This is a genomic window from Pseudomonas sp. TH07 (assembly GCF_016651285.1).
Classification (GTDB): Bacteria; Pseudomonadota; Gammaproteobacteria; order Pseudomonadales; family Pseudomonadaceae; genus Aquipseudomonas.
The window spans coordinates 7,231,416-7,255,957 of sequence record NZ_JAEKED010000001.1; the positions used below are offsets into that span (position 1 = coordinate 7,231,416).

A 24,542-nucleotide genomic window follows, 5' to 3' on the forward strand; every position below is an offset into this window, starting at 1 on the left:
TTTTTTCTTCACGCTTTTCTTTGAGTTCATACCTTTGGACATGATGCACACTCCACTGATGCGGGATAGACCTTGAGGTATACCACCTATAGTGCGAGCGAAGTCCTTTATAATTGCGCGCCCTCCTGCAACCCGACCCGAAAAGCCCATGCCCAGCGTTCAAATCAGCCAGTTAAGCGACGACCTGCGGCCGTTGCTGAACAAGTTTTACCGTGACCATGACTCGCCCATGCGCGCCAGCGATGGAGAGCTCTGGGTCGCACGAGACGAAACCATAGTCGGCGGGCTGAGTGTAAAAAAGGTGTCGAAGGGTTATTGGTTGACGGGGCTGTTTGTCGACCCGGATTACCGCGGGCAAGGCATCGCCAGGCAACTGGTGGCCCAGGCCAGGGCACCACTCGACGGGCCGCTGTGGCTGTTCTGTCATCCGGACCTGCAAGGCCTGTATGAAGCCATGGGTTTTGCCTGCACTTCGGTCCTGCCCCAGGCCATGGCCGAGCGCCTGGTTCGCTACCGGCGCAACAAGGCGATGATCGCCATGGGCATAGAACCGTTGGTTAGCAGCACTGAAGATTTGGTCACATAAGGCCGCAGGGACTGCGTGTTAGCCTCGGGGCAAACCGCCCCCTCTCAGGACCCGACATGAAACCCACGCTTCTGGCCTTATCCCTCACTGCCCTGCTGCTCCCCGCCGTCAGCCATGGCGCCGAAAACGCCCCGGTCACCTCGCAACACTATGCTCAGGTCCTGGCCGGCAGTTGGCGCGCGCCGGCCAACTCGGCGCGGGATGTCTATCGGCATCCGCAACAGACCTTGCAGTTCTTCGGCCTGCGCCCGCAACAGACCCTGATCGAAATCACTCCCGGCGGCGGCTGGTACAGCGAGATCCTGGCCCCTTTGCTCAAGCAAAAGGGGCACTACATTGCGGCCCTGCAAGCGCCGGCCAGTGGTGAATACTTCAAGAAGGCAGCGGACAGCCTGCGGCAGAAATTCGCCGCCGACCCCGAGCACTATGCCCAGGCGCGCTTCGTCGAATTCGACCCCAAGGCCCCGGTACTGGGCCAACCCGGCTCGGCCGATGCAGTGCTGACCTTTCGCAACGTGCACAACTGGGTCATGGCCGATACCGCACCCAGCATGTTCCAGGCGTTCTTCAAGGTATTGAAACCGGGCGGCGTGCTGGGGGTGGTCGATCATCGGGCTAAAGACGGGGCTTCCCTGGAAGACATCAAGCACAGCGGCTACCTGACCACGGCCTATGTGGTGCAACTGGCCACTGATGCCGGTTTTGTCTTGGATGGCCAGAGCGAGATCAATGCCAACCCCAAGGACTCCAAGGATTACCCGGAGGGGGTTTGGACCCTGCCCCCGTCATTCAAGCTGGGTGAACAGGACAAGGCTCGCTACCTGGCGATCGGCGAATCGGATCGCATGACCCTGCGCTTTATCAAACCAGCCAAGTAAGCGACACCGCCGGGGCCGGGAGATCCGGCACCGGCGGCAAGAGGGAGGATTGGTCAGCCAAGGGGCATCCCCTCTTTCAGCTCACTCGTCCGAACCGGGCTCAAGATCGGGGAACATCACCTCGGTGAAGCCGAACTTGCTGAAGTCATCGATCCGCGACGGGTACAACCGCCCGATCAGATGGTCGCACTCATGCTGCACCACCCGAGCATGAAAGCCCGAGGCAATGCGCACCACAGGTTCGCCCTTGGGGTCGAAACCTTCATAACGAATGTGCTGATAACGCTGCACCGCGCCGCGCAAACCGGGTACCGACAGGCACCCTTCCCAGCCCTCTTCCAGGGTAGGACCCAGCGGGGTGATCAACGGGTTGATCAGGATGGTCTGCGGGACCGCCTCGGCGTCCGGGTAGCGCTCGCTGTGCTCGAAACCAAAGATCACCAGTTGCAGGTCGACCCCGATCTGCGGCGCCGCGAGGCCAACCCCGCCAACACTTTCCATGGTCTGGAACATGTCGTCGATCAGTTGCCAGAGCTCGGCGCTGTCGAACATCTCGGGCGGTACCGGTGGGGCGATGCGCAGCAGGCGCTCATCGCCCATTTTCAGAATTTCACGAATCATGGTCAGGCTTCATCAGTGTCCGGCTTGAGCGAGTGGTCCCGGCCCAGTCCCGAAACATGTTGTTTTTGGGAGTCGTGCTCGTCGGGAACCTTTTCTCCAGGGTCTTTACCTTCGGCCGACATGTGTTCGATCACCGCGTTCATTTCCGCGCCCAGCAACAGCACTGCCGAGGAAATATAGAAATACAAAAGAAGGACGATAATCGCGCCGATACTGCCATACATGGCGTTGTAGTTGGCGAAGGTCTTTACGTAGAAGGCAAAGCCCAGCGACGCGACGATCCACACCACCACCGCCAGCACCGAGCCCGGGGTGATGAAGCGAAATTCCTGCTTCACATCCGGCATCACGTAATAGATCAGGGCCACGGCGACCATCATCAGGATCACAATCACCGGCCAGCGCAGGATGGTCCATACGGTGACGATAAAGTCCTCCAGCCCGACTTGCCCAGCAATCCAGGCCATCACCTGCGGCCCCAGCACCATCAGCGCCGCCGCAGCCAGGAGCATGCCGGCAATCCCGATGGTGTAGAAAATCGACAGCGGGAAGCGCTTCCAGATCGGCCGCCCCTCAACCACGTCGTAGGCGGCGTTCATTGCGCTCATCATCAGCCGCACACCCGCCGAGGCGGTCCACAGGGCGATGACGATACCCACCGAGAGCAACCCGCCCTTGGATTGCTGTAGCTGGTCGATCACCGGGTTGACCTGCTCCAGGGCCTGGGGCGGCAGCACCAGTTCCGACTGCAGGCGCAGCCAGCTGAAGAAGTCCGGAAGATGCAGGAAGCCGATCAGCGCGATCAGAAACAGAATGAAAGGGAACAGTGAAAACAGCATCTGGTAGGCCAGTGCCGAGGCGTAAGTCGACATTTCGTCGTCGACGAACTCTTTCACCGTGCGCACTAGCACACGCTGCAGGGACAGGCCTTTCAAATGGGGGAAAATCATAGCGTCTCCTTTCGCCGCAAAAGGTCGGGGTCGGTGGCGACTCAGAGGCCGTTTTCTACATCAAATTAGCCCAGTTGGCGACTTTGAACCATTTCGATTCATTGGCCCACGCGGCGGCCGACAAAAAAACGGCCATCCTTGGATGGCCGTCTTACTGCATCGAGCCGCCCGAACTGTCAGGCCTTGTCGATGGTTTTCTTGACTGCATCCTTGGCTTTACCCACTGCTTGCTGGGCTTCGCCTTTCTTCTCTTGCACTTTGCCTTCCGTCTGCAGCTTGGTGTTATCGGTCGCTTTGCCGACACCTTGCTTGATGTTGCCGACGGCTTCGTTAGCCAAACCTTTTGCCTTATCCGCTGTGCTGCCCATGGTATTTCTCCGAAGAACAATAGTGGGTTTTGGTCATTACGTAAGGATTGACCCGCCAGCGTTGCGCAGAGTTTCAATTATTTTTTAGCACCATCGACAGGCGTATTTTTCGCCGCTCGGGCAGGTAGCGCTTTATGTTTGCCGGCCAACCCATGAGAATGCGCAACGTATTCAGGCTGTGCGCTGAAGATCCAATCCCGTAGGAATGTTATGAAACTCGATAAAAAGCTGGCCATTGCGCGCAGAAACCAGGAACTGGGCGGTGCAGTACTGGGCGTCAACAACTGCCACTTCGCGGAGCTGAACCGCAACAAGAACATCTGGTGGTTCGATATCCCGGTCAGCCGCCTGGCCATCGGTCAGTACGAATGGGTGCACCTGCTGCTGCACAACCCAGGCACCGACCAACTGCTGCACCTGAAGGTGCCGACGGTGTTCCTGCGGGAAAAACTCGAAGGCCTGGTGATCCGCAACGAGGGCAAGCGCAAAGCGGCCCTGAGCCTTGAGCTGAGCGCGGACAAGGATTCGTTGCTCAAGGACGTGCGCCCGGCAGGCACCGGCGTGGACTTCGCCCAGTTCCAGCTGTAAACCTGGGCAGCGCCCACAAAAAAGCCCCGCCTCTGCGGGGCTTTTTCATGCAGCCTTCGGCTTACTTTTTCAAGCCGAGCTTCTTCAATTCTTCATCACGCAACTCGCGACGCAGGATCTTGCCCACGTTGGTGGTCGGCAACGCATCGCGGAACTCCACGGCTTTGGGCACCTTGTAACCGGTGACGTTGGCGCGCATGTGGGTCATCACCTGCTCTTTGGTCAGGGTCACGCCCGGCTTGGCGACGATGAAAATCTTGATGATTTCCCCGGACTTTTCATCCGGAATACCGATCGCCGCGCACTGCAACACGCCTGGCAACGCTGCCAGCACGTCTTCCAGCTCGTTGGGGTAGACGTTGAAACCGGAGACCAGAATCATGTCTTTCTTGCGGTCGACGATACGGATATAGCCGTCTGGCTGGATCAGCGCGATGTCACCGGTTTTCAGCCAGCCTTCGCTGCTCATGACTTCGTCGGTGGCGTCCTGGCGCTGCCAGTAGCCTTTCATCACCTGCGGGCCCTTGACGCACAGCTCGCCGATTTCCCCTAGGGGCAACTCTTCGCCCGCATCGTTGATCACGCAGCACAGGGTCGAGGGCACCGGAATGCCGATGGTGCCGACCTGGATATTCTGACTCGGGTTGACCGTGGCCACCGGGCTGGTTTCGGTCATGCCGTAGCCTTCGCAGATCGGGCAGCCGGTTACCGCTTTCCAACGCTCGCCCGCCGCCAGCTGCAAGGCCATGCCGCCGGACAGGGTGACTTTCAAGGCCGAGAAGTCCAGCTTGCGGAACGCTTCGTTGTTGCACAGCGCCACGAACAGGGTGTTGAGGCCGACAAAACCACTGAACTTCCACTTCGACAGTTCCTTGACCATCGCCGGCAGGTCGCGCGGGTTGCTGATCAGGATGTTGTGGCCGCCGATCAGCATCATCGCCATGCAATGAAAGGTGAAGGCATAGATGTGGTACAGCGGCAGCGGAGTGATCAGGATCTCGCAACCTTCATTCAGGTCCGACCCCATCAGCGCCTTGCACTGCAGCATGTTGGCCACCAGGTTGCGGTGGGTCAGCATCGCGCCCTTGGCGACGCCGGTGGTACCGCCGGTGTATTGCAGCACGGCAACGTCGCTGCTGGCCGGGTTGGCTTCCTTCACCGGCTGGCCATGGCCCTTGCTCAGCACGTCATTGAACTTGACGGCCTTGGGCAGGTGATAGGCCGGGACCATCTTCTTCACGTATTTGATGACGCTGTTGATCAGCAGACGCTTGAGCGGCGGCAGCAGGTCCGCCACTTCGGTGACGATCACATGCTTGACGCCGGTCTTGGGCACGACCGCTTCGGCCAGGTGCGCCATGTTGGCCAGGCAGACCAGGGCCTTGGCCCCCGAGTCATTGAACTGGTGTTCCATTTCCCGCGTGGTGTACAGCGGGTTGGTGTTGACCACAATCAGCCCAGCGCGGATGGCGCCGAATACCGCGACCGGGTATTGCAGGACATTGGGCAACTGCACGGCAATTCGATCGCCGGGCTGCAAGTCGGTATGCTGCTGCAGGTACGCGGCAAAGGCCCCAGACAATTCGTACAGCTCACCGTAGGTGAGTGTCTTGCCGAGGTTGCTAAAGGCCGGTTTGTTAGCGAAACGTTGGCAGGACTGCTGCAACACCGCTTGAATATTCGGGTACTCGTCTGGATTGATCTCGGCAGCAATTCCAGCTGGGTACTTATCCTTCCAAAAGTCTTCGATCATGGAAGCCCACTCCTCAGCAACGCGAATTCATCACCGCATTTGATGCGATTATTATTTGTCTGGGTTTTTTACAGGTGTCTTTTGTTGGTGAGTCTGGCTTTTACCTAGGCCGAGAAGTCACAAAGCGCGCCGAGAGTAGCAGCTTTGCCAAAGGCCGACTAGAGCCAAGCAAGGCATCACCAGTCACATTGGTGACTAATAAAAACCGAACGGTCATTTTTAGAGCAAAAATTCTATAAGTCGAGAATCCGCTCTGGCCCGCGGCTTTGCGCCTGGCACAACGGACTGCGGGCAAGCCAGCCTCTACCGCAGTGCAGGTAGAAGCGGGCTTGCCCGCAGAGAATGGCGAACGGATGTATCAGGCGATATCGCGCAACTCGCGCCGCAGGATCTTGCCCACCGGGGTCATCGGCAGCGAATCGCGCAGCACGATGTGCTTGGGCACCTTGTAGCCGGTGAAGTTTTCCTTGCAGTAAGCCTTGAGCTCTTCAAGGCTGACCCCCTCCTCGCGCGCCACCACGAACAGTTTCACCGCTTCCCCCGAGCGCTCGTCGGGCACCCCGATCACCGCGCAATTGGCGACTTTCGGGTGGGCCATGACCACGTCTTCAATTTCATTGGGGTACACGTTGAAGCCGGAGACGATGATCATGTCCTTCTTGCGATCGACAATGCGCACGAAACCGTCCGGGTCGATCACCCCGATGTCGCCGGACTTGAACCAGCCCTCGGCGTCCAGCACTTCGGCGGTGGCTTCAGGCTTTTGCCAATAACCCTTCATGACCTGCGGGCCCTTGATGCATAGCTCGCCGCGCTCGCCCAGGGGCTGTTCGACGCCTTCATCGTTGATCACCTTCAAGGTGGTGCCCGGCACGGGCATCCCCACGGTGCCCAGGCGCGACTTGTCGCCGTAGGGGTTGGTGCAGGCCACCGGCGAGGTTTCAGTCAGCCCGTAGCCTTCGGTGATACGGCAGCCGGTCAGGGTCTGCCAGCGCTCGGCCGTGGCCTTGACCAGGGCAGTGCCACCGGAATTGGTGAGCTTGAGGCTGGAGAAATCCAGGGTCTTGAAGTCCGGGTGCTCCATCAGCGCGACAAACAGGGTGTTGAGCCCCAGCAGCGCGGAAAACCGCCAGTTCTTCAGCTCCTTGATAAAGCCGCCGATGTCCCGCGGGTTGGTGATCAGTACGTTGTGGTTGCCGGTCACCATCATGCACATGCAGTTCGCGGTGAAGGCATAGATGTGGTACAGCGGCAGCGGCGCGATCATCACTTCCTGGCCCTCGCGCAGCAGGGGGTGGCCATCGGGCCCGAGCTGGCCGAGGCAGGCGCGGGCCTGCTGCATGTTGGCCACCAGGTTGCCGTGGCTGAGCATCGCGCCCTTGGCCAGGCCGGTGGTGCCGCCGGTGTACTGCAGCACCGCAATATCGTCGAGGCTGACGTGCAGCGGCCGAATCGGCTGGCCACGTCCCAGGCGCAGCGCACTCTTGAAGGAAATGGCCTGGGGCAGGTGATAGGCCGGGACCATCTTTTTCACCTTGTCGACCACGGTATTGATCAACCAGCCCTTGGCGCTGGGCATCAGGTCGCCCATCCGGGCTTCGATCAAGTACTGGATCTCGGTATCGGCCAGCACTTCCTGGACCTTCTGCCCGAACATGTTCAGGTACACCAGGGCCCGGGCGCCGGAATCCTTGAACTGGTGGCGCATCTCGCGCGTGGTGTACAGCGGATTGGTGTTGACCACGATCAGCCCGGCGCGCAAGGCACCGAACACCGCGATCGGGTAATGCAGGACGTTGGGCATCTGCACCGCGATCCGATCGCCGGGAGCCAGGTCGGTATTGGCTTGCAGGTAGCCGGCGAAGGCTGCGCTATAGCGCTCCAGCTCGGCGTAAGTCAGGGTGATCCCCATGTTGCTGAAGGCCGGGCGGTCGGCGAACTTTTTGCAGGAACGTTCGAACACCTCGATCACCGACTTGTAGGCACCCAGATCGATATCCAGGGGAACGCCGGTGGGGCGTTTATCATTCCAGAAATCAGCTTGCATTATTCTTGTCCTCTTTACTCGAGCTGACCGGGCCGCATCTCTGACGCTATCAAAGGCGGAGCTCATCGGACGTTAGCAGCAATGGCGATTCAGGCAAATATGCGCAAAGGCGTCATAGATCCCGTGAATCTTGCCTCCAAGGCGGCCACTGATCAGCCGGCAGCGCGCCGATGAGCTATACAATGCAGCGTCTTCGTGCAAAGGAACCGCCATGACCCACGATACCTTCTGGCTGACCGCAAGCGACCACAGCCGCCTCTTCGTCAACCTGTGGCTGCCCGAAAGGCCGCTCAAGGCCTTGATCCTGCTGGCCCACGGCATGGCCGAACACAGCGCGCGCTACGAGCGACTGGCAACCGCCCTGTGCGCCGAGGGTTATGGCGTGTACGCCCCCGATCTGCGGGGCCATGGCAAGACCGCCGAGCAAGGCGTGCTGGGCCATTACGCGGATCAGGACGGCTGGAACAAAGTGGTCGGCGACCTGGCCAGCCTCCAGCAGCATATCGGCCAGTTGCACCCCGAGCTGCCCATCATCCTGCTTGGCCACAGCATGGGCAGCTACATCGCCCAGGCCTATCTGCTGCACCACAGCGCCAGCCTGCACGGGGCGATTCTCAGCGGCTCGAATTTCCAACCGGTGGCGCTGTACCGCGTCGCTCGCCTGATTGCCCGCTTCGAACGCTGGCGCCAGGGCGGCCAAGGTCGCAGCGCGCTGATCGACTGGCTGTCGTTCGGCTCGTTCAATAAAGCCTTCAAGCCCAATCGCACCGCGTTCGACTGGCTCAGCCGCGACCCCGCCGAGGTCGATAAATACGTCGCAGACCCGCTGTGCGGCTATCGCTGCAGCAACCAGCTCTGGATCGACCTCCTGGGCGGGTTGCAGCAAATCAGTAAAGCGTCCAATCTCGCCCAGATCGATCCGGGCCTGCCGTTGCTGGTGATGGGCGGCGAATGTGATCCGGTGAGCAATGGCACGCGTCTGACGGATCTGGCCGACGCATTGCGCGCCGCCGGCAACCAGTGCCTGCAACTGACCCTTTACCCCGAGGCTCGTCACGAACTGTTCAATGAAACCAATCGTGACGAAGTGACCGCCGATCTGCTGGCCTGGCTCGACCAGGCCCTGCAAAACCGCAGGCCGGCCAAGACCGAATGACCTTGAAGCCACACGCTAACCCACTTTTTTCCACAGGACTTGATACAGATGACCCAGGTGACCAACACCCCTTACGAAGCCCTCGAAGTCGGCCAGACCGCCAGCTACAGCAAAACCGTGGAAGAGCGTGATATCCAGCTGTTCGCCGCCATGTCCGGCGACCACAACCCGGTGCACCTGGACGCCGAATTCGCTGCCGCCACCATGTTCAAGGAGCGTATCGCCCACGGCATGTTCAGTGGCGCCCTGATCAGCGCCGCCGTGGCCTGCGAGCTGCCTGGGCCGGGCACCATCTATATCGGCCAGCAGATGAGCTTCCAGAAGCCGGTGAAGATTGGCGACACCCTGACCGTGCGCCTGGAAATCCTCGAAAAACTGCCGAAATTCCGCGTGCGCATCGCCACCCGTGTGTTCAACCAGCGCGATGAGCTGGTGGTCGATGGCGAAGCCGAAATCCTCGCCCCGCGCAAACAGCAAACCGTGACCCTGCCCACCCTGCCGGCCATCAGCATCGGCTGAGAACCCGCTCACCATCGGCTGCGCTTGGCTCATGCCGCGCCAGCCGGTTCCGAGGCCGGTTGCAGCGCGCCCCTTCGGGGCCGTGCGCAACTGCGCGATAACAGCTGAAGCAAGCTCCCTGCCCCGCCGTCCTATCGGCCTTCCTGCACCTGCACGCTGGCGGTCATGCCCGCGCTCAGATTGAGGCCTTCGGGAACCTTGTCGAGCTGGATCCGGACCGGGATCCGCTGTGCCAGGCGCACCCAGTTGAAGGTCGGCTGCACCTCGGCCAGCAATTGCCCATCGGGCGTGGTGTTACTGTCGGTGATGCCGCGGCTGATGCTCTGCACATGGCCTTCCAGGGCATCCCCGGCACTCATCAGCCAGACTTTGACCGGGTCCCCGACCTTGATCCGCGGCAGTTTGGTCTCCTCGAAATACGCTTGCACGTAGAAGGTCGAGTCGTCGATCAAGGCCATCACCGGCTGCCCGGCATTGACATAGTTGCCCTCCGCCAGCCGCAGGTTGGTGATGTGCCCGTCGCGCGGCGCATGCACCTGGCTGCGGGCCAGGTTGAGCTCGGCGACCTTGGCTTCAGCCTGGGCCTGGCGCAACTCGCCCCGGGCGATGCCGGCGTTGATCTGCGCGTTTTCCCGCAGCTCGGCGCTGATCGCCTGCGGACCGAGGCTGGCGCGACGGCTGGCTTCGTGTTCACGCAGGCTCAGTTGCTGCTGACGGGTCTGAACCACCGCCTGGGCCTTCTCCAGCGCCGCTTCAAAACGCTCGCGGTCGATGCTCAGCAACAGCTCGCCGGCCTTGACCTGCTGGTTGTCTTGGACCTTGAGCTCGCGCACCCAGCCCGAGACATCGGGGGCGATCACCACCACGTCGGCGCGAATCCGCGCATCCCGGGTCCAGGGGGTCAGCATGTAGTACTGCCACAGGTGAAAGCCGGCGAACAACGCCACAGCCACCAGGGTCAGGGTAAAGGCGACACGTACGGAAGTACGCATGGGCAACTCCTTATAAGGGTCCGAGGACGACGGTGATCAGGGTCAATACACAGACGTACAGGGCACAGTCGAACAGTGCTTCGTGCCAGATCCAGCGTCCCAGCGGCGTGATGCGCAACAGCATGCGCAATGCCCCGGTCAGCAGCAGTGCCAACACGACATAAATCAGAAACGGACTGAGCAGAATCCCGCCCAGCGACCACTCACGCAGCCCCATGGTGTTCCTCCTGCTGCCGGCACCAAGTGCGCCAGCTGTTTTGCAATTGCACCACCGCGCCCTGGGCCAGCTTCAAGGCATCGCTGGGCGGTTGTTGTTGCAGGGCCTGCAACAAGGCCGTACTGGGTTCGACCAGGGCCTCGCTGCGACTGCCGGCCGGCCCTTGCTGCAAGACCTTTTCCAGGTGTTCGAGGTAGGCGCGCTGCTGCGCACCCAGGGGCACCTGGGCCACCGCCAGGCTGAGGCGCAGGTGCAGCAACTCGTCACCGATATCCAGCGCCAGCAAACCATCGTCCCAGCGGCTGCGGGCCTGTTGCGGCAACTCCGGGTAATGCCGCGCCAGTTGCAGCAGGCGGTCGGCCATGCGGCCGCCGAACCAGCTTTCCGCGCCCCGCAGGTTGCGCCGGGTCAAGCGCACCAGATCATGCAGGGTCGCCGCCAGCAGGCGCCGGCCATGCCATACCGGGTTGCGCAAAATCAGCAGGTGGAACGCCAGCACTGCCGCGCCGACGCCGATCACCATGGCCTGGGCACTGTTGAAGAAGGTCGCGACATCGAACTGCATGCGGTTCAAGGGGGAAATCAGCACCACAAAATGCAGGCAGAAGGAGGTCGCCGTGGCGCCGATCTGTGGCTTGGCCATGCCCAGCGCCCCCAGGAACAAAGGCACGCCCATGGCCATGCACAGCATGGGGAAACCGCTCCATTGCGGCAGGAGAATTTCCCCGACCACAAAGGCCACGGGGATCGCCAGGAAGATCCCGCGCATGAAGCTCATGCCGATCTGTGCGCCGTTTTCGCGGCTGGCGAACAGGCTGCAAACTACGCACGTCAGCAACATCGCACCGGAGGCGGCCGGCCAGGCAGTGGCCAGCCAGAACGTGGCCACGGTCAGGAACGCCAGGGCACTGCGCGCACCGAACACCAGGGCCAGGGACAGGTCGCGGTGCGGCGTCAGCGAGGCTGGTTGCTCCACGGGCGCCCGCCCCTGCTCCACCGCTTGCAGGGCGACACCGGCGGCCAGGGCGGTGTCCAGCAACAGCGCGAACCGGGCCAGGCAGTAACTTTGCGCCGAACTGACCTGCGGATCGTGGGAGGCATCCAACAGTTGCGGACGCAGCGCCTGCAGCGTAGCTGCGTCCGCCGCGGTCAAGGCTGCCTGGACCTTATCCATCCAGGGTTGCAGTTGACCGGCCTCGGGCGCGTCGAGTTGCTGCCACTGGCGGCGCACCGACCGCGAAATGCGCAGCAGCATCAGCAATTTCTGGCTCAGGCCGCTGATGGCGCGGGCCCGCTGGCGCCCCAGGCGACCTTCGAACCAGGCGTGCTCACGCTGCGAATCCACGGCGACGATACGCCCGAGAATCTCCAGCAGCCCCTTGCGCGCCAGGGCATCCCCGGCCAGGGTCGCGCGGGCCGCGTGCAACCCGCTGTGCCAGGCGGCACGGGCCTGATCGGCCAGTTGCCGTTCGACGCGCATCGGCCACAGCAGCGCACTGCTGGCAGTGGCGCAGATAATCCCCAGGGATATTTCCGTGCACCGCGCCACGGCCTGGTCGAATACCCCCAACGGGTGGCTGAGGGCCGGCAAGGCGATGATCGCCACGGTGTAGCCGGCCAGCACAAAGGAGTAGGACCAGGCGCTGCGCAGCAAGGTCGAACTGGCGGTACACAACCCCAGCCACAGGGCCAGGGCCAGCAGAAAGAGCCAGGGCGTCTGGGCGAACAGCCCCATGAACAGCACCGACATGATCGTCCCCACCAGGGTTCCCAGCAGCCGGGCGAGACCTTTCTGCAGGACCATGCCGGACATCGGCTGGGCCACGATGATAGAGGTCATCAGGGCCCAGGCCGGCTGCTCCAGCCCCCAACGCAACGCCAGCCACAGCGCCATGCCGCCACCGAGCACGGTTTTGATCGCGAACTGCAACGCGGGGAGGTCGGGAGCAAGCAACGCCTGCAAAGTGGTACGCACGCAAGGAACCTCGGGATGGATCGATTAACCATAGACGGGATAAGCCAGAAGTCGGCCGGAAGCAATTATTAGCTAGCTAACTAATAAGGGTCCAGCATTAAATTACAGGCATAAAAAAACGCCAGACTGGCTGGCGTTTTTGACAGGTTTCGACGCTTACGAGCGAGCGCGAGCCTGGTTGCGCAGAGCTTTTACCTGGTCGTGGTTGCGTTGTACGCCGTGGTACTGGCGTTCAACCAGGTCACGAATACCCACCAGGTTGTGCTTGTTGATTTTTTCCAGGGCTTCTTTATAAGCCTTGAGGGCATGGTCTTCACCGCGCTCGGCTTCATTGAGCACAGCTTCTTCGTCCTTGCCGGTCACCAGAGCCTTGAGGTCGACCCAACGGCGATGCAGGTCGCCACTGACACTGGTCGAAGTTTCCGGATCGCCGCCCAGGGCGCGCACTGCACTTTGCAGTTCAGCGGCAGCGGTGGCGCAATCGGTGGAGCGTTTGGCGAACAACGCTTTGAGCTCGGGATGCTTGATGTCTTCGGCGCAGGTCTTGAACCCTTCTTGACCGTCCTTGCTGGTCTCGATCAGGTCGTTGAGCACCGAAATGGATTCTTTGTTCAAGTCAGTCATTTTCAATTCCTTCCAGGTTGGGGGAGAGTTGCAATAGGTATTGCACCCGCCGTGCCAGACTTGGATCTTGAATTTATTTGTTATTTTTCAATGAGTTAACTTTTTAGCAAAAATCTGTATCCGCGTTATTTGCATGATCTGTCATTTGGCCTGCATGCAGAATGCCTGTATTTTCCAGGGTGTTTGAATCACCCACAGATCCCATCGCCATGAATCCTGAAAAACTCGAGCTGCTGATCACCCGTGAAATGCCCTACGGCAAATACAAGGGCCGCATCTTGGCAGACCTGCCCGGCCAGTACCTGAACTGGTTCGCCCGCGAGGGTTTCCCCCACGGTGAACTCGGTGGCCTGCTGGCCCTGATGCAGGAAATCGATCACAACGGCCTCTCCGATCTGCTGGACCCGCTACGCGCCAAACACGGCAAACCCAAGCCCCGCCACTGACAGAGCGCCCTATGCCGCAGATTGCCGAACTCTTTCGCGATGAACGCCATTGGCAGGCGATCGCCGACCGCTATGAGGTCGAACCCGGACCGATCAATCTGGAAAATGGCTATTTCGGGCGCATGACCCGGCGCGTGCTCGACGATTACCAAGCCAATATCGCCTTCGTCAATCGCAGCAATTCGGTGTATGTGCGCCAGCAGTTCGAGCGCACCCAGGCCCAGCAGATCCGCCGCCAACTGACGCAATTGCTGGAGGTGGACGAACACGCCGTGGCCTTCACCCGTTGCGCCACCGACGCCCTGCAATCGTTGATCCGCAACTACAACCAGCTGCAACCCGGGGATCAACTGCTGCTGTGCGACCTGGAGTACGACACGGTCAAAAGCGCCATGCGCTGGCTGGCCCGTCAGCGGAGCGCAGAAGTGATCGAAATCGAGCACTCGCTGCCAGCCAGCTTCGACGGCCTGCTGGACAGCTACCGCCAGGCCTTCGAGCGCCACCCACGGCTGAAGTTGATGACACTGACCCACGTCACCCATCGCACGGGACTGGTGATGCCGGTCCAGGCGATTGCGGCGCTGGCCCGGGAGCATGGAATCGACGTGATCCTCGACGGTGCCCACGCCCTGGGGCAGATCGACTTCAACCTTGCTGAACTGGGCATCGCCTTTGCCGGTTTCAACCTGCACAAATGGATCGGCGCGCCGCTGAGCCTGGGCTTCCTTTATATCGACCCCTCGCGCCTGGATGCCATCGATCCGGACATGGACGAGTTTCACTATCCGCCCAGCGATGTGCGTTCGCGCACGCCGTACAGCACGCCGAACATCCCGGCGCTGATGACCCTGCCCGCGGCATTCGATGAACATCGGGCCATGGGCGGTGCAGCGCTCAAGGGTGCGCGCCTGAATTACCTGCGCGACCTGTGGGTACGCGAGGCCCGAGCGCTGCCGGGCATCGAGATCCTGACGCCGGACGATCCGCGGCTTTACTGCGCCATCACCTCCCTGCGCTTCAAGCACACCCAGGACCAGCAACCGCTGGTCGATCGCCTGCTCCGCGATTACAACCTGTTCACCACCCTGCGCCAGGGCGCCGCCTTTGGCTCCTGCATCCGCATCACCCCGGGCTTTACCACGCCGCTGGCGCATATCCAGTTGCTGAGCAAAGCCCTGGGCGAGTTGGCGCAACCCTAGCTGCTGGCGCTGGCCGGTCCGGACGCCGGAGACCCCAGGGTAGTGCGAGTGGTGTTCGGGAGGCACAGCATCCGAACTCGCCGCCCCCGTCCCAGAAACCGCACCCGACCCCTCGCACTTTTCTCCGGGCAAAAAAAAACGGTGCACCGACCAAGCGCACCGTAAAGCCGTAGAACACCAACGAATCTTTAAAACCAATCAGTCCAGCAGGGCCAGGGCCTCGGCCGTGCACTCCTGAATCCGCGCCCAGTCGCCGTTCTTGATCCACTCGGGATCAAGCATCCAGCTACCGCCGACGCACATCACGTTTTTCAACGCCATGTAGCTCTTGATATTGGCCGGGCTGACGCCACCGGTCGGGCAGAACTTCACTTCACCGAACGGGCCGCCCAAGGCCTTGATCGCCGCCACGCCGCCGCTGACTTCCGCCGGAAACAGCTTGAAGCGGCGATAGCCCAGGCCGTAGCCCTCCATGATGCCCGAGGCATTGCTGATGCCCGGCAGCAGCGGGATATCGCTGTCGACACTGGCTTCCAGCAGGTCGCGGGTAATGCCCGGGGTGACGATGAACTGCGAACCCGCGGCTTCGGCCGCCGCCAGCATGCTGCGATCGAGCACGGTGCCGGCACCGGTCACCAGCTCCGGACGCTGCTCACGCAGGATCTGGATCGCCTTGAGGCCGAACTGGGAACGCAGGGTCACTTCCAGTGCGGTCAAGCCACCAGCGGCCAGGGCGTCGGCCAAAGGCAGGACGTCCTGTTCGCGAGCGATGGTGATCACCGGCAGAATTCGCGCCTGGGCGCAAAGACTGTCGATCAGGGCAACTTTGTCCGCCATGGAAACGGTTGGACGTGGGTTTTTCATAGCGGCTGATCCTTGGCTCATGGGCACCAGTAAATCTCTAACGGAGGTTGCAGGAAGGCGCGAATCGGCATTTCGGCGAGCAGGTCGCCGGCCAGTGCCGCACTCAGGGTGGTCAATTTGGATTGACCGGAAATCGACAACACGATGGACCGCGCCGATGCCAGCAACGCGCGACTCATGGTCAGGCGTTGGTGAGGTACGGTCGGCGCCAGCATCGGCCAGCAGCGACGGCTGCCGTCGGCTTGCAGCGCTTCGGTCAGGTTCGGGCTGTTGGGAAACAGTGACGCGGTGTGCCCGTCATCGCCCATGCCGAGAATCAGCACGTCGATGGCCGGCAAGTCGGCCAGCACGCGCTCGGCTTGTTCGGCCGCCAGCTCCAGGCTCGGCGCGGGGCTGTACAGGCTGACGAACCTGGCCTCGGCCGCGGCGCCCTGCAACAGGTAGCGCTTGAGCAGCCCGGCATTGCTGTCGGCGTGCTCAACCGGTACCCAGCGCTCGTCCGCCAGGGTCACCACCACCTTCGACCAATCCAGCGCCTGCTTGGCCAGGTGCTGGAAAAACGCCACCGGGCTGCGGCCACCGGACACCACCAGGGTCGCCACACCGCGTGCGGCAATCGCTGTGCGCAACTGTTCGGCCACATTCAGCGCCAGGCCTTCGGCCAGCAGCGTCGGGCTTTGAAACTCGTGGGCGCGCACGCCCTCGGGCAGTTTGAATTCAGATATCGCCATACCACGACCTCCCATCCCGCGTGATCAGTGCAATGGAGCTCATCGGCCCCCATGAACCCGCCGCATACGGCTTGGGCGCATCGCCGGACTTCTTCCAGCCGGCAATCAGCTGGTCGCACCACTTCCACGCGGCTTCGATTTCATCTTTACGGACAAACAGGTTCTGATTGCCGCGCATCACTTCCAGCAACAACCGCTCGTAGGCATCGGGAATCCGCGCGCTGCGATAGGTGTCGGAAAAATTCAGCTGCAACGGGCCGCTGCGCAGTTGCATGCCTTTGTCCAGGCCCTGCTCCTTGGTCATCACGCGCAAGGAGATGCCTTCGTCCGGTTGCAGGCGGATAATCAGCTTGTTACTGATCTGCAGGCGCTGCTCGGGAGCGAAGATGTAATGCGACGGCTCTTTGAAATGGATCACGATCTGCGACAGCTTGTCCGGCATGCGCTTGCCGGTGCGCAGGTAGAACGGCACCCCGGCCCAACGCCAATTGCGGATATCGGCCCGCAGGGCGACGAAGGTTTCGGTGTCGCTCTGGGTGTTGGAATTCTCTTCTTCCAGATAGCCGGGCACCGGCTTGCCAGCGCTGTAGCCGGCGATGTACTGGCCGCGCACCACCTGGGTGGTCAGGCCTTCCGGGCTGATTGGCGCCAGGGCCTTGAGCACCTTGACCTTCTCGTCGCGGATGCTGTCGGCCGAGAGGTCGGCCGGCGGGTCCATGGCGATCAGGCACAGCAGCTGCAGCAGGTGATTCTGGATCATGTCCCGCAGTTGGCCGGCCTTGTCGAAGTAACCCCAGCGGCCTTCGATGCCGACCTTTTCGGCCACGGTGATTTCCACGTGGGAGATGTAGTTCTGGTTCCACTGGGTTTCGAACAGGCTGTTGGCGAAACGCAGGGCGATCAGGTTCTGCACCGTCTCTTTGCCCAGGTAGTGGTCGATCCGATAGATGCGCGTCTCCGGGAAGAACTGCGCCACCGCATCGTTGACCTTGCGCGAGGATTCCAGGTCAGAGCCGATGGGTTTTTCCAGGACCACGCGGGTGTTTTCCGCCAGGCCGGCCTGGGACAGGTTCTCGCAGATCGCGCCGTAGACCGCGGCCGGAGTGGCGAAGTAGGCGATCAGGCGCTGTTCGCGACCGGCCCGCTCGGCCAGGGCCAGGTAATCGTCGGCCTTGAGGAAGTCCACATGCAGGTAGCTCAGACGCGCCAGAAAGCGCTCCAGCACCAAGGCATCGATGTCCTTGTCGCCCAGGTAGCGGCGCAGCTCGGCTTCAATGAACGCCAGGTGCTGCTGCTCGCTGCCCGGCTCGCGGGCCAGGGCCAGGATGCGCGTGTCGTCATGCAGCAAACCGGCGCCATCGAGCTGGTAAAGGGCAGGAAACAATTTGCGAAGCGCCAGATCACCCAGCGCGCCAAACAAGGCAAAGGTGCACGGTTCAACCGTTATCGAAGGCATGATGTTTGTTCTTTTATCAAGTTAAGCTACAAATACCTTTTTTCAAGGCATCACTCAAGGGAAAATGTAGTAATAATCACAACATTTTCGCAAAATACAGAATCCGAGTGGTGGTCGGCACAGGCCATCAGTAGGATAGGCCACCGCCGAAGCCCGGTTAAGCCCGGCTTCCTTGCATTGCCGACCTAGGAAACCTTAATGGACCGCATGCGCAATCTTCTGGAACACATCCAGAACCGCCTTGAAGAATTGAACAAGGCCGAACGTAAAGTCGCTGAAGTGATCCTGCTCAACCCACAGCAGGCGACGCGCTTCAGCATTGCCGCCCTGGCCCAGGCCGCCTCGGTCAGCGAGCCCACGGTCAATCGTTTCTGCCGCTCGTTCGGCGTCAGCGGTTACCCGGAACTCAAACTGCAACTGGCCCAGAGCCTGGCCAGCGGAGCGGCCTATGTCAGCCGCGCGGTCGAAGCCGATGATAACCCCGAAGCCTATACGCAAAAGATCTTTGGCAGCGCCATTGCGTCCCTCGACAGCGCCTGCCAGGCCCTGGACCCGAACCTGATCAGCCGCGCCGTCGACCTGTTGATCCAGGCGCGGCAGATCCACTTCTTCGGCCTCGGCGCCTCGGCCCCGGTGGCGCTGGATGCGCAGCACAAGTTCTTCCGCTTCAACCTCGCGGTCACCGCCCACGCCGACGTGCTGATGCAGCGCATGATTGCCTCGGTGGCCCATACCGGCGAGCTGTTCGTGATTATTTCCTATACCGGGCGTACCCGCGAACTGGTGGAAGTGGCACGCATCGCCCGGGAAAACGGTGCCTCGGTCCTGGGCCTGACCGCCGCCGGCTCGCCTCTGGCCAAGGCCAGCACCCTGAGCCTGAATATTCCGCTGCCGGAAGACACCGACATTTACATGCCGATGACCTCGCGCATCATCCAGCTGACCGTGCTCGACGTCCTCGCCACCGGCATGACCTTGCGCCGCGGCGTCGACTTCCAGCCGCACCTGCGCAAAATCAAGGAAAGCCTCAACGCCAGCCGCTATCCGGTGGGTGACGAGTTCAATTGAGGGCTACGTTGGCCCTCATCGCAACGCCAATACATCTGATAAGCCAAGGCGCCCAGGCCGCCGAAGGTCAGGCGACGGCTCGGGCTTGCAGGCTCAGGTGGGCGCGTTCGCCGGGGGCCAGGCAGACGCTGCCGGTGCCGCCGCTGGCGGCTTCGACGCAGACGAACCCTGACACTTCATTCCAGCTCACCCCCAGCAACGGCCGCGTGCCCGGGTGCCAGACCACGGTGTCGGCGCTGTCGCCGGTGTCGATGCACAGTTCGCGCTGCCAGGCGCTGTCCTTGAGCTGCAATTCGCCCTCGTGCTGGAATACCCGCTGGCATCCACCCTGCACCCGCAACTCGCCCTTCTGTTGGCAAGCCTGGCGATTCAACTGGTCATAACCTTCCACGCCATCCAGCCCAGACAGCGCTACCTCACCAACATCACCAATACGCCAATAGGCGTGCAACGCCTGGCTCAATTGGCAGGGTTCACTGTCTTGATGCTCGGTGCTCAGGCGCAGTTCCAGGGTTTCCCCGAGGTGCGCGTGCAGGTCCACTTGCCAATCGCACAGCTGCAATTGCCAATGCAGACGCACGCCATCGTCGTCACTGCTACTGTCCAGCAGCTTCCAGTCGATCAAGCGCGCCCAGCCATGGGACGGCCAGGCGTTCTCGCTCGGATGTCGGCCGTACCAGGGCCAGCACACCGGCACCCCGCCCCGAATCGCCCCCACCTGCGGCCACTTGGCGGCGCACCACAGCCAGGGCTTTTGCCCGGTCGGCTGAAAATGCAGCAACTGAGCGCCCTGGCGACTGAACACCGCCTGGCACAGGGGGTGGTCGATTACCAGCACATCACGCAGCTGGTAGCGCTCCCAGGCAAAGGTCGGACGCTCGCGCAGGGATTTGAAAAAGCGTTGCAGCGGATGCTCATGCATGTGCCACGGTCCTGAAAATCATTGCTGTCTCGATACTCATGAGGGCTGCGCAAAACGCTGTAACTGTCGCGAGCTACAGTTCCCACAAAAAAAAGCGGACAGCCTTGGCCATCCGCGAAATGCGCACAAAGAGAAGGAGCTTATCGCAAGCGCGTCAGAACACCGACTGAATTTTCAGACCCGCCACCAACGCGTTATCCACTTCATCCACACCACCCGGGTGAGTGATGTATTGCAGGTTGGGACGCACGGTCAGCCAGTTGGTGACATGGAAGCCGTAGTTGATTTCATAGTTGTATTCAGTGTTGCGCAGCGGCGCATACAGCGCATCGTTGTAGTCACTGATACCGTTGTCGGCGTTGACCAGCTCGGCGTTTTTCTTCACGTCGTCGTTGACATGGATCCGGGCGAAACCGATGCCGACGTCATCCTTGGGACGCGCGTCGAACGGCCCCTTGTACACGAACATCAGCGACTGGTAGTTGTCGACGACGTTGGTGTCCTTGTCGTGGAAGGTGGCGTTGGCCGCGATATTCAGGCCGCGCGAAGCATCGCCATTGTGGGTGGTGAGTTGCTGCTGCCCAACGAACCAGTAGCCATGCTTGCTGTTGTGCACGCGATAGCCGTCGCCGCTGTTCGCTGCATCCTGGCCATTGCTGTCTTCGCGCACGTCATTGGCATCGGCCGTGCTCTTGTAGTATCCGACCCGGTACTCGCCCGGCAGGCTGTTGAGCTTCGGCGACCAGACCACTTCGACCGGCAGCACGGTGCCCTTGGTCCCGCTGCCGCTGAGCTTGAAGCCGTTGCCGTGTTCCAGCTGCGACGGGTTCTGGTTGTAGGCGCCGATCTGCGCGTACAACTCGGGCGTGATGTTGTACTTGATCCGCAGCGCCGCCTGGCTGACCGGCCAGTTGTACCAGATGCCGGTGGCCCAGTTGCCCACCTGGGAGCCGCAGAACGCCAGGTTCTGGAACTCGCAGGGGAAGGTGTTGAAGTCTTCGCCTTCGCCGAAGTAGCCGGCCTTGACGTCGAGCTTGCCATCCAGGAACTGATGCTGGACCCACAACTGGGTCAACCGGACCATATGGCCGCGACCGTAGACTTCCTGGGAGGAACTCAGGGTGCCGGCACGCGGATCGCCGATACGGTCATTGGAAATGTTCTGGCCGTTACGGTTGGTGAGCTGGACCTTGGCTTGGGTGTTATCCCAGCCCAACAGCTTTTGCAGGTCCAGGGCCACGCCCAGGCCGAACTGATCGCTGTAACGCGCAGTCTTGTCGTTGTTGTAGCCACCGTGCAGGTTACCGCCGACTTCACCGACGTAGTCCGCCTTGATGTCGATACCCTGCTCGATGAGCTTGGTCCGCTCGCCACCCCAGTCGCCCGTCATCCACTTGGAATCGGCGCCGAACGCCTCATCCGCCATCGCATTGCCGGACAGGACCAGTGCCGCCACCGCTGACATCTGGCAGAGCAGCCGGGTATTGGTGTGTTTCTTTTTCATCCCTACATCCTCGTCTTTATTGTTATTAACTGTTTTTATCTAACGCGGTTTACAGCGATTGCGACGAATGACAGGCCATCCGTCACGGATTCAGCGGCCCTTGAACTGCGCCACGTTGCCCGCCGGGGCCTGCGCCGCCGGCACACCGGCCACGCCCAGGCGCTCGCCGCTCTTGGCATCGAACAGCAACACCTTGCTCGGATCGAACTGCAGGGTCAGGGTCTCGCCCACCTGCGGCGCCACGTCCGGCGCCAGGCGGCAGCAGACCTTGGTCCCATTGAGGCTGACAAACACCAGGGTGTCGGGGCCGGTAGGCTCGGTGACCTGGACCTCGGCGCGGATGCTCGGCAGGCCGTTGGCCTCGGCACCGGCCAGGACGATCTGCTCCGGGCGCATGCCAAGAATCACTTCACGGTCTTCAAGCCCGGCATCCTGCATGCCCAGGGGCAGCTCGCAGCGCGCCTGGCCACTGTCGAGCAGGGCCAGCAGGCGGCCGTCCTTGCGTTGCAGGCGCAGGGGGATGAAGTTCATCGGCGGCGAACCGATAAAGCTCGCCACAAACAGGTTGGCCGGGTCGTTGTAGATCTGCTTCGGGGTGCCGAACTGCTGGATGATCCCGTCCTTCATCACCGCCACTTTGTCGCCCAGGGTCATGGCTTCGATCTGGTCGTGGGTGACGTAGACCGTGGTGGTCTTCAGGCGCTGGTGCATCAGCTTCATTTCGGTACGCATCTCGACCCGCAGCTTGGCGTCGAGGTTGGATAGCGGTTCGTCGAACAGGTAGATCTTCGGCCGCCGCGCCAGCGCCCGGCCCATGGCCACGCGCTGCTGCTGGCCGCCCGACAGCTGGCCGGGCTTGCGGCTGAGCAGGTGTTCGATCTGCAGCAGCTTGGCGACACGGGCCACTTCTTCGTCGATCTCGGCACGGGGCATCTTGCGGATCTTCAAACCGAAGGCGATGTTGTCGCGCACGCTCATGGTCGGGTACAGCGCATAGGACTGGAACACCATGGCGATGTCCCGATCCTTGGGGCTCATGCCGCTGATGTCGGCGTCATCCACCAGGATCGCACCGCCGCTGATGTTCTCCAGGCCTGCGATGCAGTTCATCAAGGTCGATTTACCGCAGCCCGAAGGCCCGACCAGGATCAGGAACTCGCCGTCATCGATCTTCAGTTCGATGTTTTTCAGGGTGTCCGGCAAGCCCGCGCCGTAGGTCTTGTTGACGTTGCGTAATTCGAGAGTTGCCATCTGTTACCCCTTGACCGCGCCGGACGTCAGCCCACGCAGGAAATACTTGCCAGCGAATATGTAAACCAACAGGGTCGGCAGCCCGGCGATCATCGCCGCCGCCATATCAACGTTGTATTCCTTGGCCCCGGTGCTGGTGTTGACCAGGTTGTTCAAGGCCACGGTGATCGGCTGCGCATCCCCACTGGCAAACACCACCCCAAACAGGAAGTCGTTCCAGATCTGGGTGAACTGCCAGATCAGGCAAACCATGACGATCGGGATCGACATCGGCAGCAGGATCTTGCCGAAGATGGTGAAGAACCCGGCGCCATCCAGGCGTGCCGCCTTGACCAGCGCATCGGGAATGCTCACGTAGTAATTGCGGAAGAACAGCGTGGTGAACGCCAGGCCGTAGACCACGTGCACCAGCACCAGTCCGGTGGTGGTGTTGGCCAGGCCGAACTTGCCGAGGGTGAACGAGGCCGGCAACAGCACGGTCTGGAACGGCAGGAAGCAGCCGAACAGCAGCAGGCCGAAGAACAGCTGCGAACCACGGAAGCGCCACATCGACAGCACATAGCCGTTCATTGCGCCGATAAAGGTCGAGATCAATACCGCCGGCACGGTGATTTTCACCGAGTTCCAGAAGTAGCCGCCGACGCTGTCCCAGGCCTTGATCCAGCCAATGCCGTCGATCACGGCGGGCCAGCTCAGGAGGTTGCCGGTGCGGATGTCTTCCGGGGTCTTGAAGCTGGTCAGCAGCATCACCACCAGCGGGATCAGGTACACCGCGGCCGCCAGCAGCAAGGTGGCGTAGATGGCGATGCGGCTGAAGTTCAGGGTCGGTTTCCCGAGCGCGTTAGTCATGGCGTTTGCCCCGCAGTTCGGAATACAGGTACGGCACCAGAATGGTCAGCACCGCGCCCAGCATCAGCATGGCGCTGGCCGAACCGATGCCCATCTGGCCACGGCTGAAGGTGAAGGAGTACATGAACATCGCCGGCAAGTCCGAGGAGTAGCCCGGTCCGCCCGCCGTCATCGCCGCCACCAGGTCGAAGCTCTTGATCGCGATATGGGCGAGGATCATGAAGGCGCTGAAAAACACCGGGCGCAGGCTCGGCAGCACGATCTTCAGGTAGATGGTCGGCAGGCTCGCGCCGTCGACCTGGGCAGCACGGATGATCGACTGGTCGACACCGCGCAGGCCGGCCAGAAACATGGCCATGACAAAACCCGAGGCCTGCCACACGGCGGCGATCACCAGGCAGTACACCACCCGGTCCTGATCCACCAGCCAGTCCAGGCGAAAACCTTCCCAGCCCCAGTCACGCAGCATCTTGTCCAGGCCCAGGCCCGGGTTCAGCAGCCACTTCCAGGCGGTACCGGTGACGATCATCGACAGCGCCATCGGGTACAGGTACACGGTGCGGATAAAACCTTCCTTGCGGATCCGCTGGTCCAGCAGCACCGCCAGGAACACCCCGAGCACCAGGCTGATGCCGATGAACATGCCGCCGAACAGCGCCAGGTTTTTGCTCGCGACCCACCAGCGGTCGTTGTCCAGCAGGCGAGTGTATTGCTGCAAGCCGACCCATTTGTAGGTCGGCATGAAGCTGGAATTGGTGAAGGACAGAATGAACGTCCAGATGATGTAACCGTAAAAACCAACCAACACGATCAGCATGCTCGGCGCCAGCACCAACTTGGGCAGCCAGCGTTGCAGCGCATCGAACGGTGAGGCTTTGCTGAAAACCGCCACAGAGCTCATCGGGATAATCCAGGTGTGAAGTAGGGATCAGAAGGTGGTGCCCTGTGGAAGCAAGCGCCCACAGGGATAGACCCTTC

The 24,542-nt window shown here is 61.5% G+C and carries 25 protein-coding genes; 8 read left to right on the forward strand and 17 right to left on the reverse strand.

The window, feature by feature from the left end:
• Positions 1-148 precede the first annotated feature (148 nt).
• Complete coding sequence (locus JFU57_RS32960; RefSeq protein WP_078470911.1) at positions 149-586, forward strand: GNAT family N-acetyltransferase; 438 nt, start codon at positions 149-151, stop codon at positions 584-586.
• 56 nt (positions 587-642) lie between these two features.
• Positions 643-1,464, forward strand: coding sequence for a class I SAM-dependent methyltransferase (locus tag JFU57_RS32965; RefSeq protein WP_201132045.1), 822 nt, complete (start codon positions 643-645; stop codon positions 1,462-1,464).
• Between the two features lie 81 nt (positions 1,465-1,545).
• Here the strand turns inward: JFU57_RS32965 and def are convergent, their stop codons facing one another.
• The 3 genes from def to JFU57_RS32980 all read right to left on the reverse strand — a co-directional run bounded on the left by def (position 1,546) and on the right by JFU57_RS32980 (position 3,403).
• Positions 1,546-2,085, reverse strand: coding sequence for a peptide deformylase (def, locus tag JFU57_RS32970; protein ID WP_201132046.1), 540 nt, complete (start codon positions 2,083-2,085; stop codon positions 1,546-1,548).
• Between the two features lie 2 nt (positions 2,086-2,087).
• Positions 2,088-3,035: a YihY/virulence factor BrkB family protein gene (locus tag JFU57_RS32975; protein WP_078470914.1), complete on the reverse strand. Its 948-nt coding sequence runs from the start codon at positions 3,033-3,035 to the stop codon at positions 2,088-2,090.
• Between the two features lie 176 nt (positions 3,036-3,211).
• Positions 3,212-3,403: a CsbD family protein gene (locus JFU57_RS32980; RefSeq protein ID WP_010208215.1), complete on the reverse strand. Its 192-nt coding sequence runs from the start codon at positions 3,401-3,403 to the stop codon at positions 3,212-3,214.
• Positions 3,404-3,613: 210 nt separating this feature from the next.
• Here JFU57_RS32980 and JFU57_RS32985 point away from each other — a divergent pair, with 210 nt between their 5' ends.
• Entirely contained in the window at positions 3,614-3,991 is a 378-nt protein-coding gene (locus JFU57_RS32985; RefSeq protein WP_078470915.1) for a hypothetical protein, read from the forward strand.
• A gap of 61 nt (positions 3,992-4,052) precedes the next feature.
• Here JFU57_RS32985 and fadD1 read toward each other — a convergent pair whose 3' ends face one another.
• Both fadD1 and fadD2 read right to left on the reverse strand, forming a co-directional pair.
• The gene (gene fadD1, locus JFU57_RS32990) at positions 4,053-5,744 is read right to left on the reverse strand and encodes a long-chain-fatty-acid--CoA ligase FadD1 (RefSeq protein WP_078470916.1); all 1,692 of its coding nucleotides are present in this window, start codon (positions 5,742-5,744) and stop codon (positions 4,053-4,055) included.
• A gap of 358 nt (positions 5,745-6,102) precedes the next feature.
• Positions 6,103-7,791 (reverse strand): long-chain-fatty-acid--CoA ligase FadD2, encoded by a 1,689-nt coding sequence (fadD2, locus tag JFU57_RS32995; protein ID WP_078470917.1) that lies wholly within the window; start codon positions 7,789-7,791, stop codon positions 6,103-6,105.
• 211 nt (positions 7,792-8,002) lie between these two features.
• Between fadD2 and JFU57_RS33000 the strand changes: the two genes are divergently transcribed.
• Both JFU57_RS33000 and JFU57_RS33005 read left to right on the forward strand, forming a co-directional pair.
• Positions 8,003-8,947, forward strand: a complete 945-nt coding sequence (locus JFU57_RS33000; RefSeq protein WP_201132047.1) for an alpha/beta hydrolase — start codon at positions 8,003-8,005, stop codon at positions 8,945-8,947.
• A 48-nt stretch (positions 8,948-8,995) separates the two neighbouring features.
• Entirely contained in the window at positions 8,996-9,466 is a 471-nt protein-coding gene (locus JFU57_RS33005) for a MaoC family dehydratase (protein ID WP_020295762.1), read from the forward strand.
• A 131-nt stretch (positions 9,467-9,597) separates the two neighbouring features.
• Here JFU57_RS33005 and JFU57_RS33010 read toward each other — a convergent pair whose 3' ends face one another.
• The 4 genes from JFU57_RS33010 to JFU57_RS33025 all read right to left on the reverse strand — a co-directional run bounded on the left by JFU57_RS33010 (position 9,598) and on the right by JFU57_RS33025 (position 13,274).
• Positions 9,598-10,458, reverse strand: a complete 861-nt coding sequence (locus JFU57_RS33010; protein WP_078470919.1) for an efflux RND transporter periplasmic adaptor subunit — start codon at positions 10,456-10,458, stop codon at positions 9,598-9,600.
• 10 nt (positions 10,459-10,468) lie between these two features.
• Positions 10,469-10,675 (reverse strand): DUF1656 domain-containing protein, encoded by a 207-nt coding sequence (locus tag JFU57_RS33015; protein WP_020295764.1) that lies wholly within the window; start codon positions 10,673-10,675, stop codon positions 10,469-10,471.
• Positions 10,662-12,650 (reverse strand): FUSC family protein, encoded by a 1,989-nt coding sequence (locus JFU57_RS33020; RefSeq protein ID WP_201132048.1) that lies wholly within the window; start codon positions 12,648-12,650, stop codon positions 10,662-10,664. The genes JFU57_RS33015 and JFU57_RS33020 overlap by 14 nt, the downstream gene beginning before the upstream one ends.
• A 156-nt stretch (positions 12,651-12,806) precedes the next feature.
• Positions 12,807-13,274 carry a ferritin-like domain-containing protein gene (locus JFU57_RS33025; RefSeq protein ID WP_020295766.1) on the reverse strand — a complete coding sequence of 156 codons (468 nt, stop codon included), beginning with the start codon at positions 13,272-13,274 and terminating at the stop codon, positions 12,807-12,809.
• Between the two features lie 209 nt (positions 13,275-13,483).
• Between JFU57_RS33025 and JFU57_RS33030 the strand changes: the two genes are divergently transcribed.
• The gene (locus JFU57_RS33030) at positions 13,484-13,720 is read left to right on the forward strand and encodes a DUF3820 family protein (protein WP_020295767.1); all 237 of its coding nucleotides are present in this window, start codon (positions 13,484-13,486) and stop codon (positions 13,718-13,720) included.
• Positions 13,721-13,731: 11 nt separating this feature from the next.
• Positions 13,732-14,919 carry an aminotransferase class V-fold PLP-dependent enzyme gene (locus JFU57_RS33035; protein ID WP_201132049.1) on the forward strand — a complete coding sequence of 396 codons (1,188 nt, stop codon included), beginning with the start codon at positions 13,732-13,734 and terminating at the stop codon, positions 14,917-14,919.
• Positions 14,920-15,117: 198 nt separating this feature from the next.
• Here the strand turns inward: JFU57_RS33035 and JFU57_RS33040 are convergent, their stop codons facing one another.
• From JFU57_RS33040 to zwf, 3 genes are read right to left on the reverse strand one after another with little or no spacing between them, the layout of a single operon-like run.
• Positions 15,118-15,783: a bifunctional 4-hydroxy-2-oxoglutarate aldolase/2-dehydro-3-deoxy-phosphogluconate aldolase gene (locus JFU57_RS33040; RefSeq protein WP_078470922.1), complete on the reverse strand. Its 666-nt coding sequence runs from the start codon at positions 15,781-15,783 to the stop codon at positions 15,118-15,120.
• A gap of 17 nt (positions 15,784-15,800) precedes the next feature.
• Positions 15,801-16,514, reverse strand: coding sequence for a 6-phosphogluconolactonase (pgl, locus tag JFU57_RS33045; protein ID WP_201132050.1), 714 nt, complete (start codon positions 16,512-16,514; stop codon positions 15,801-15,803).
• Positions 16,501-17,970, reverse strand: coding sequence for a glucose-6-phosphate dehydrogenase (zwf, locus tag JFU57_RS33050; RefSeq protein WP_201132051.1), 1,470 nt, complete (start codon positions 17,968-17,970; stop codon positions 16,501-16,503). The genes pgl and zwf overlap by 14 nt, the downstream gene beginning before the upstream one ends.
• A 207-nt stretch (positions 17,971-18,177) precedes the next feature.
• Here zwf and JFU57_RS33055 point away from each other — a divergent pair, with 207 nt between their 5' ends.
• A complete protein-coding gene (locus JFU57_RS33055) occupies positions 18,178-19,038 on the forward strand; it encodes a MurR/RpiR family transcriptional regulator (protein ID WP_177326756.1) in 861 nt (286 codons plus the stop codon).
• Positions 19,039-19,105: 67 nt separating this feature from the next.
• Here the strand turns inward: JFU57_RS33055 and JFU57_RS33060 are convergent, their stop codons facing one another.
• From JFU57_RS33060 to JFU57_RS33080, 5 genes are all read right to left on the reverse strand, one after another.
• Positions 19,106-19,960 (reverse strand): D-hexose-6-phosphate mutarotase, encoded by an 855-nt coding sequence (locus JFU57_RS33060; protein WP_201132052.1) that lies wholly within the window; start codon positions 19,958-19,960, stop codon positions 19,106-19,108.
• Between the two features lie 154 nt (positions 19,961-20,114).
• Entirely contained in the window at positions 20,115-21,464 is a 1,350-nt protein-coding gene (locus tag JFU57_RS33065; RefSeq protein WP_078470926.1) for a carbohydrate porin, read from the reverse strand.
• 90 nt (positions 21,465-21,554) lie between these two features.
• On the reverse strand, positions 21,555-22,715 hold the full coding sequence (locus JFU57_RS33070) for an ABC transporter ATP-binding protein (protein ID WP_020295775.1): 1,161 nt from the start codon (positions 22,713-22,715) through the stop codon (positions 21,555-21,557).
• Positions 22,716-22,718: 3 nt separating this feature from the next.
• A complete protein-coding gene (locus tag JFU57_RS33075; protein WP_020295776.1) occupies positions 22,719-23,564 on the reverse strand; it encodes a carbohydrate ABC transporter permease in 846 nt (281 codons plus the stop codon).
• Positions 23,557-24,465, reverse strand: coding sequence for a carbohydrate ABC transporter permease (locus JFU57_RS33080; protein ID WP_020295777.1), 909 nt, complete (start codon positions 24,463-24,465; stop codon positions 23,557-23,559). The genes JFU57_RS33075 and JFU57_RS33080 overlap by 8 nt, the downstream gene beginning before the upstream one ends.
• Positions 24,466-24,542: the final 77 nt, after the last annotated feature.

Bases quoted from the DNA above. Each gene is read 5' to 3' on its own strand.
- JFU57_RS33025 (WP_020295766.1), bottom strand. From the start codon at position 13,274: ATGACTGACTTGAACAAAGAATCCATTTCGGTGCTCAACGACCTGATC.
- JFU57_RS33030 (WP_020295767.1), top strand. From the start codon at position 13,484: ATGAATCCTGAAAAACTCGAGCTGCTGATCACCCGTGAAATGCCCTAC.
- JFU57_RS33075 (WP_020295776.1), bottom strand. From the start codon at position 23,564: ATGACTAACGCGCTCGGGAAACCGACCCTGAACTTCAGCCGCATCGCC.
- JFU57_RS33060 (WP_201132052.1), bottom strand. From the start codon at position 19,960: ATGCATGAGCATCCGCTGCAACGCTTTTTCAAATCCCTGCGCGAGCGT.
- fadD2 (WP_078470917.1), bottom strand. From the start codon at position 7,791: ATGCAAGCTGATTTCTGGAATGATAAACGCCCCACCGGCGTTCCCCTG.
- JFU57_RS33035 (WP_201132049.1), top strand. From the start codon at position 13,732: ATGCCGCAGATTGCCGAACTCTTTCGCGATGAACGCCATTGGCAGGCG.
- JFU57_RS32985 (WP_078470915.1), top strand. From the start codon at position 3,614: ATGAAACTCGATAAAAAGCTGGCCATTGCGCGCAGAAACCAGGAACTG.
- JFU57_RS33015 (WP_020295764.1), bottom strand. From the start codon at position 10,675: ATGGGGCTGCGTGAGTGGTCGCTGGGCGGGATTCTGCTCAGTCCGTTT.
- zwf (WP_201132051.1), bottom strand. From the start codon at position 17,970: ATGCCTTCGATAACGGTTGAACCGTGCACCTTTGCCTTGTTTGGCGCG.
- JFU57_RS33000 (WP_201132047.1), top strand. From the start codon at position 8,003: ATGACCCACGATACCTTCTGGCTGACCGCAAGCGACCACAGCCGCCTC.
- JFU57_RS32975 (WP_078470914.1), bottom strand. From the start codon at position 3,035: ATGATTTTCCCCCATTTGAAAGGCCTGTCCCTGCAGCGTGTGCTAGTG.
- JFU57_RS33065 (WP_078470926.1), bottom strand. From the start codon at position 21,464: ATGAAAAAGAAACACACCAATACCCGGCTGCTCTGCCAGATGTCAGCG.
- JFU57_RS33080 (WP_020295777.1), bottom strand. From the start codon at position 24,465: ATGAGCTCTGTGGCGGTTTTCAGCAAAGCCTCACCGTTCGATGCGCTG.
- JFU57_RS33040 (WP_078470922.1), bottom strand. From the start codon at position 15,783: ATGAAAAACCCACGTCCAACCGTTTCCATGGCGGACAAAGTTGCCCTG.
- pgl (WP_201132050.1), bottom strand. From the start codon at position 16,514: ATGGCGATATCTGAATTCAAACTGCCCGAGGGCGTGCGCGCCCACGAG.
- JFU57_RS33010 (WP_078470919.1), bottom strand. From the start codon at position 10,458: ATGCGTACTTCCGTACGTGTCGCCTTTACCCTGACCCTGGTGGCTGTG.
- JFU57_RS33055 (WP_177326756.1), top strand. From the start codon at position 18,178: ATGCGCAATCTTCTGGAACACATCCAGAACCGCCTTGAAGAATTGAAC.
- JFU57_RS32980 (WP_010208215.1), bottom strand. From the start codon at position 3,403: ATGGGCAGCACAGCGGATAAGGCAAAAGGTTTGGCTAACGAAGCCGTC.
- JFU57_RS33070 (WP_020295775.1), bottom strand. From the start codon at position 22,715: ATGGCAACTCTCGAATTACGCAACGTCAACAAGACCTACGGCGCGGGC.
- JFU57_RS32965 (WP_201132045.1), top strand. From the start codon at position 643: ATGAAACCCACGCTTCTGGCCTTATCCCTCACTGCCCTGCTGCTCCCC.
- def (WP_201132046.1), bottom strand. From the start codon at position 2,085: ATGATTCGTGAAATTCTGAAAATGGGCGATGAGCGCCTGCTGCGCATC.
- JFU57_RS33005 (WP_020295762.1), top strand. From the start codon at position 8,996: ATGACCCAGGTGACCAACACCCCTTACGAAGCCCTCGAAGTCGGCCAG.
- fadD1 (WP_078470916.1), bottom strand. From the start codon at position 5,744: ATGATCGAAGACTTTTGGAAGGATAAGTACCCAGCTGGAATTGCTGCC.
- JFU57_RS32960 (WP_078470911.1), top strand. From the start codon at position 149: ATGCCCAGCGTTCAAATCAGCCAGTTAAGCGACGACCTGCGGCCGTTG.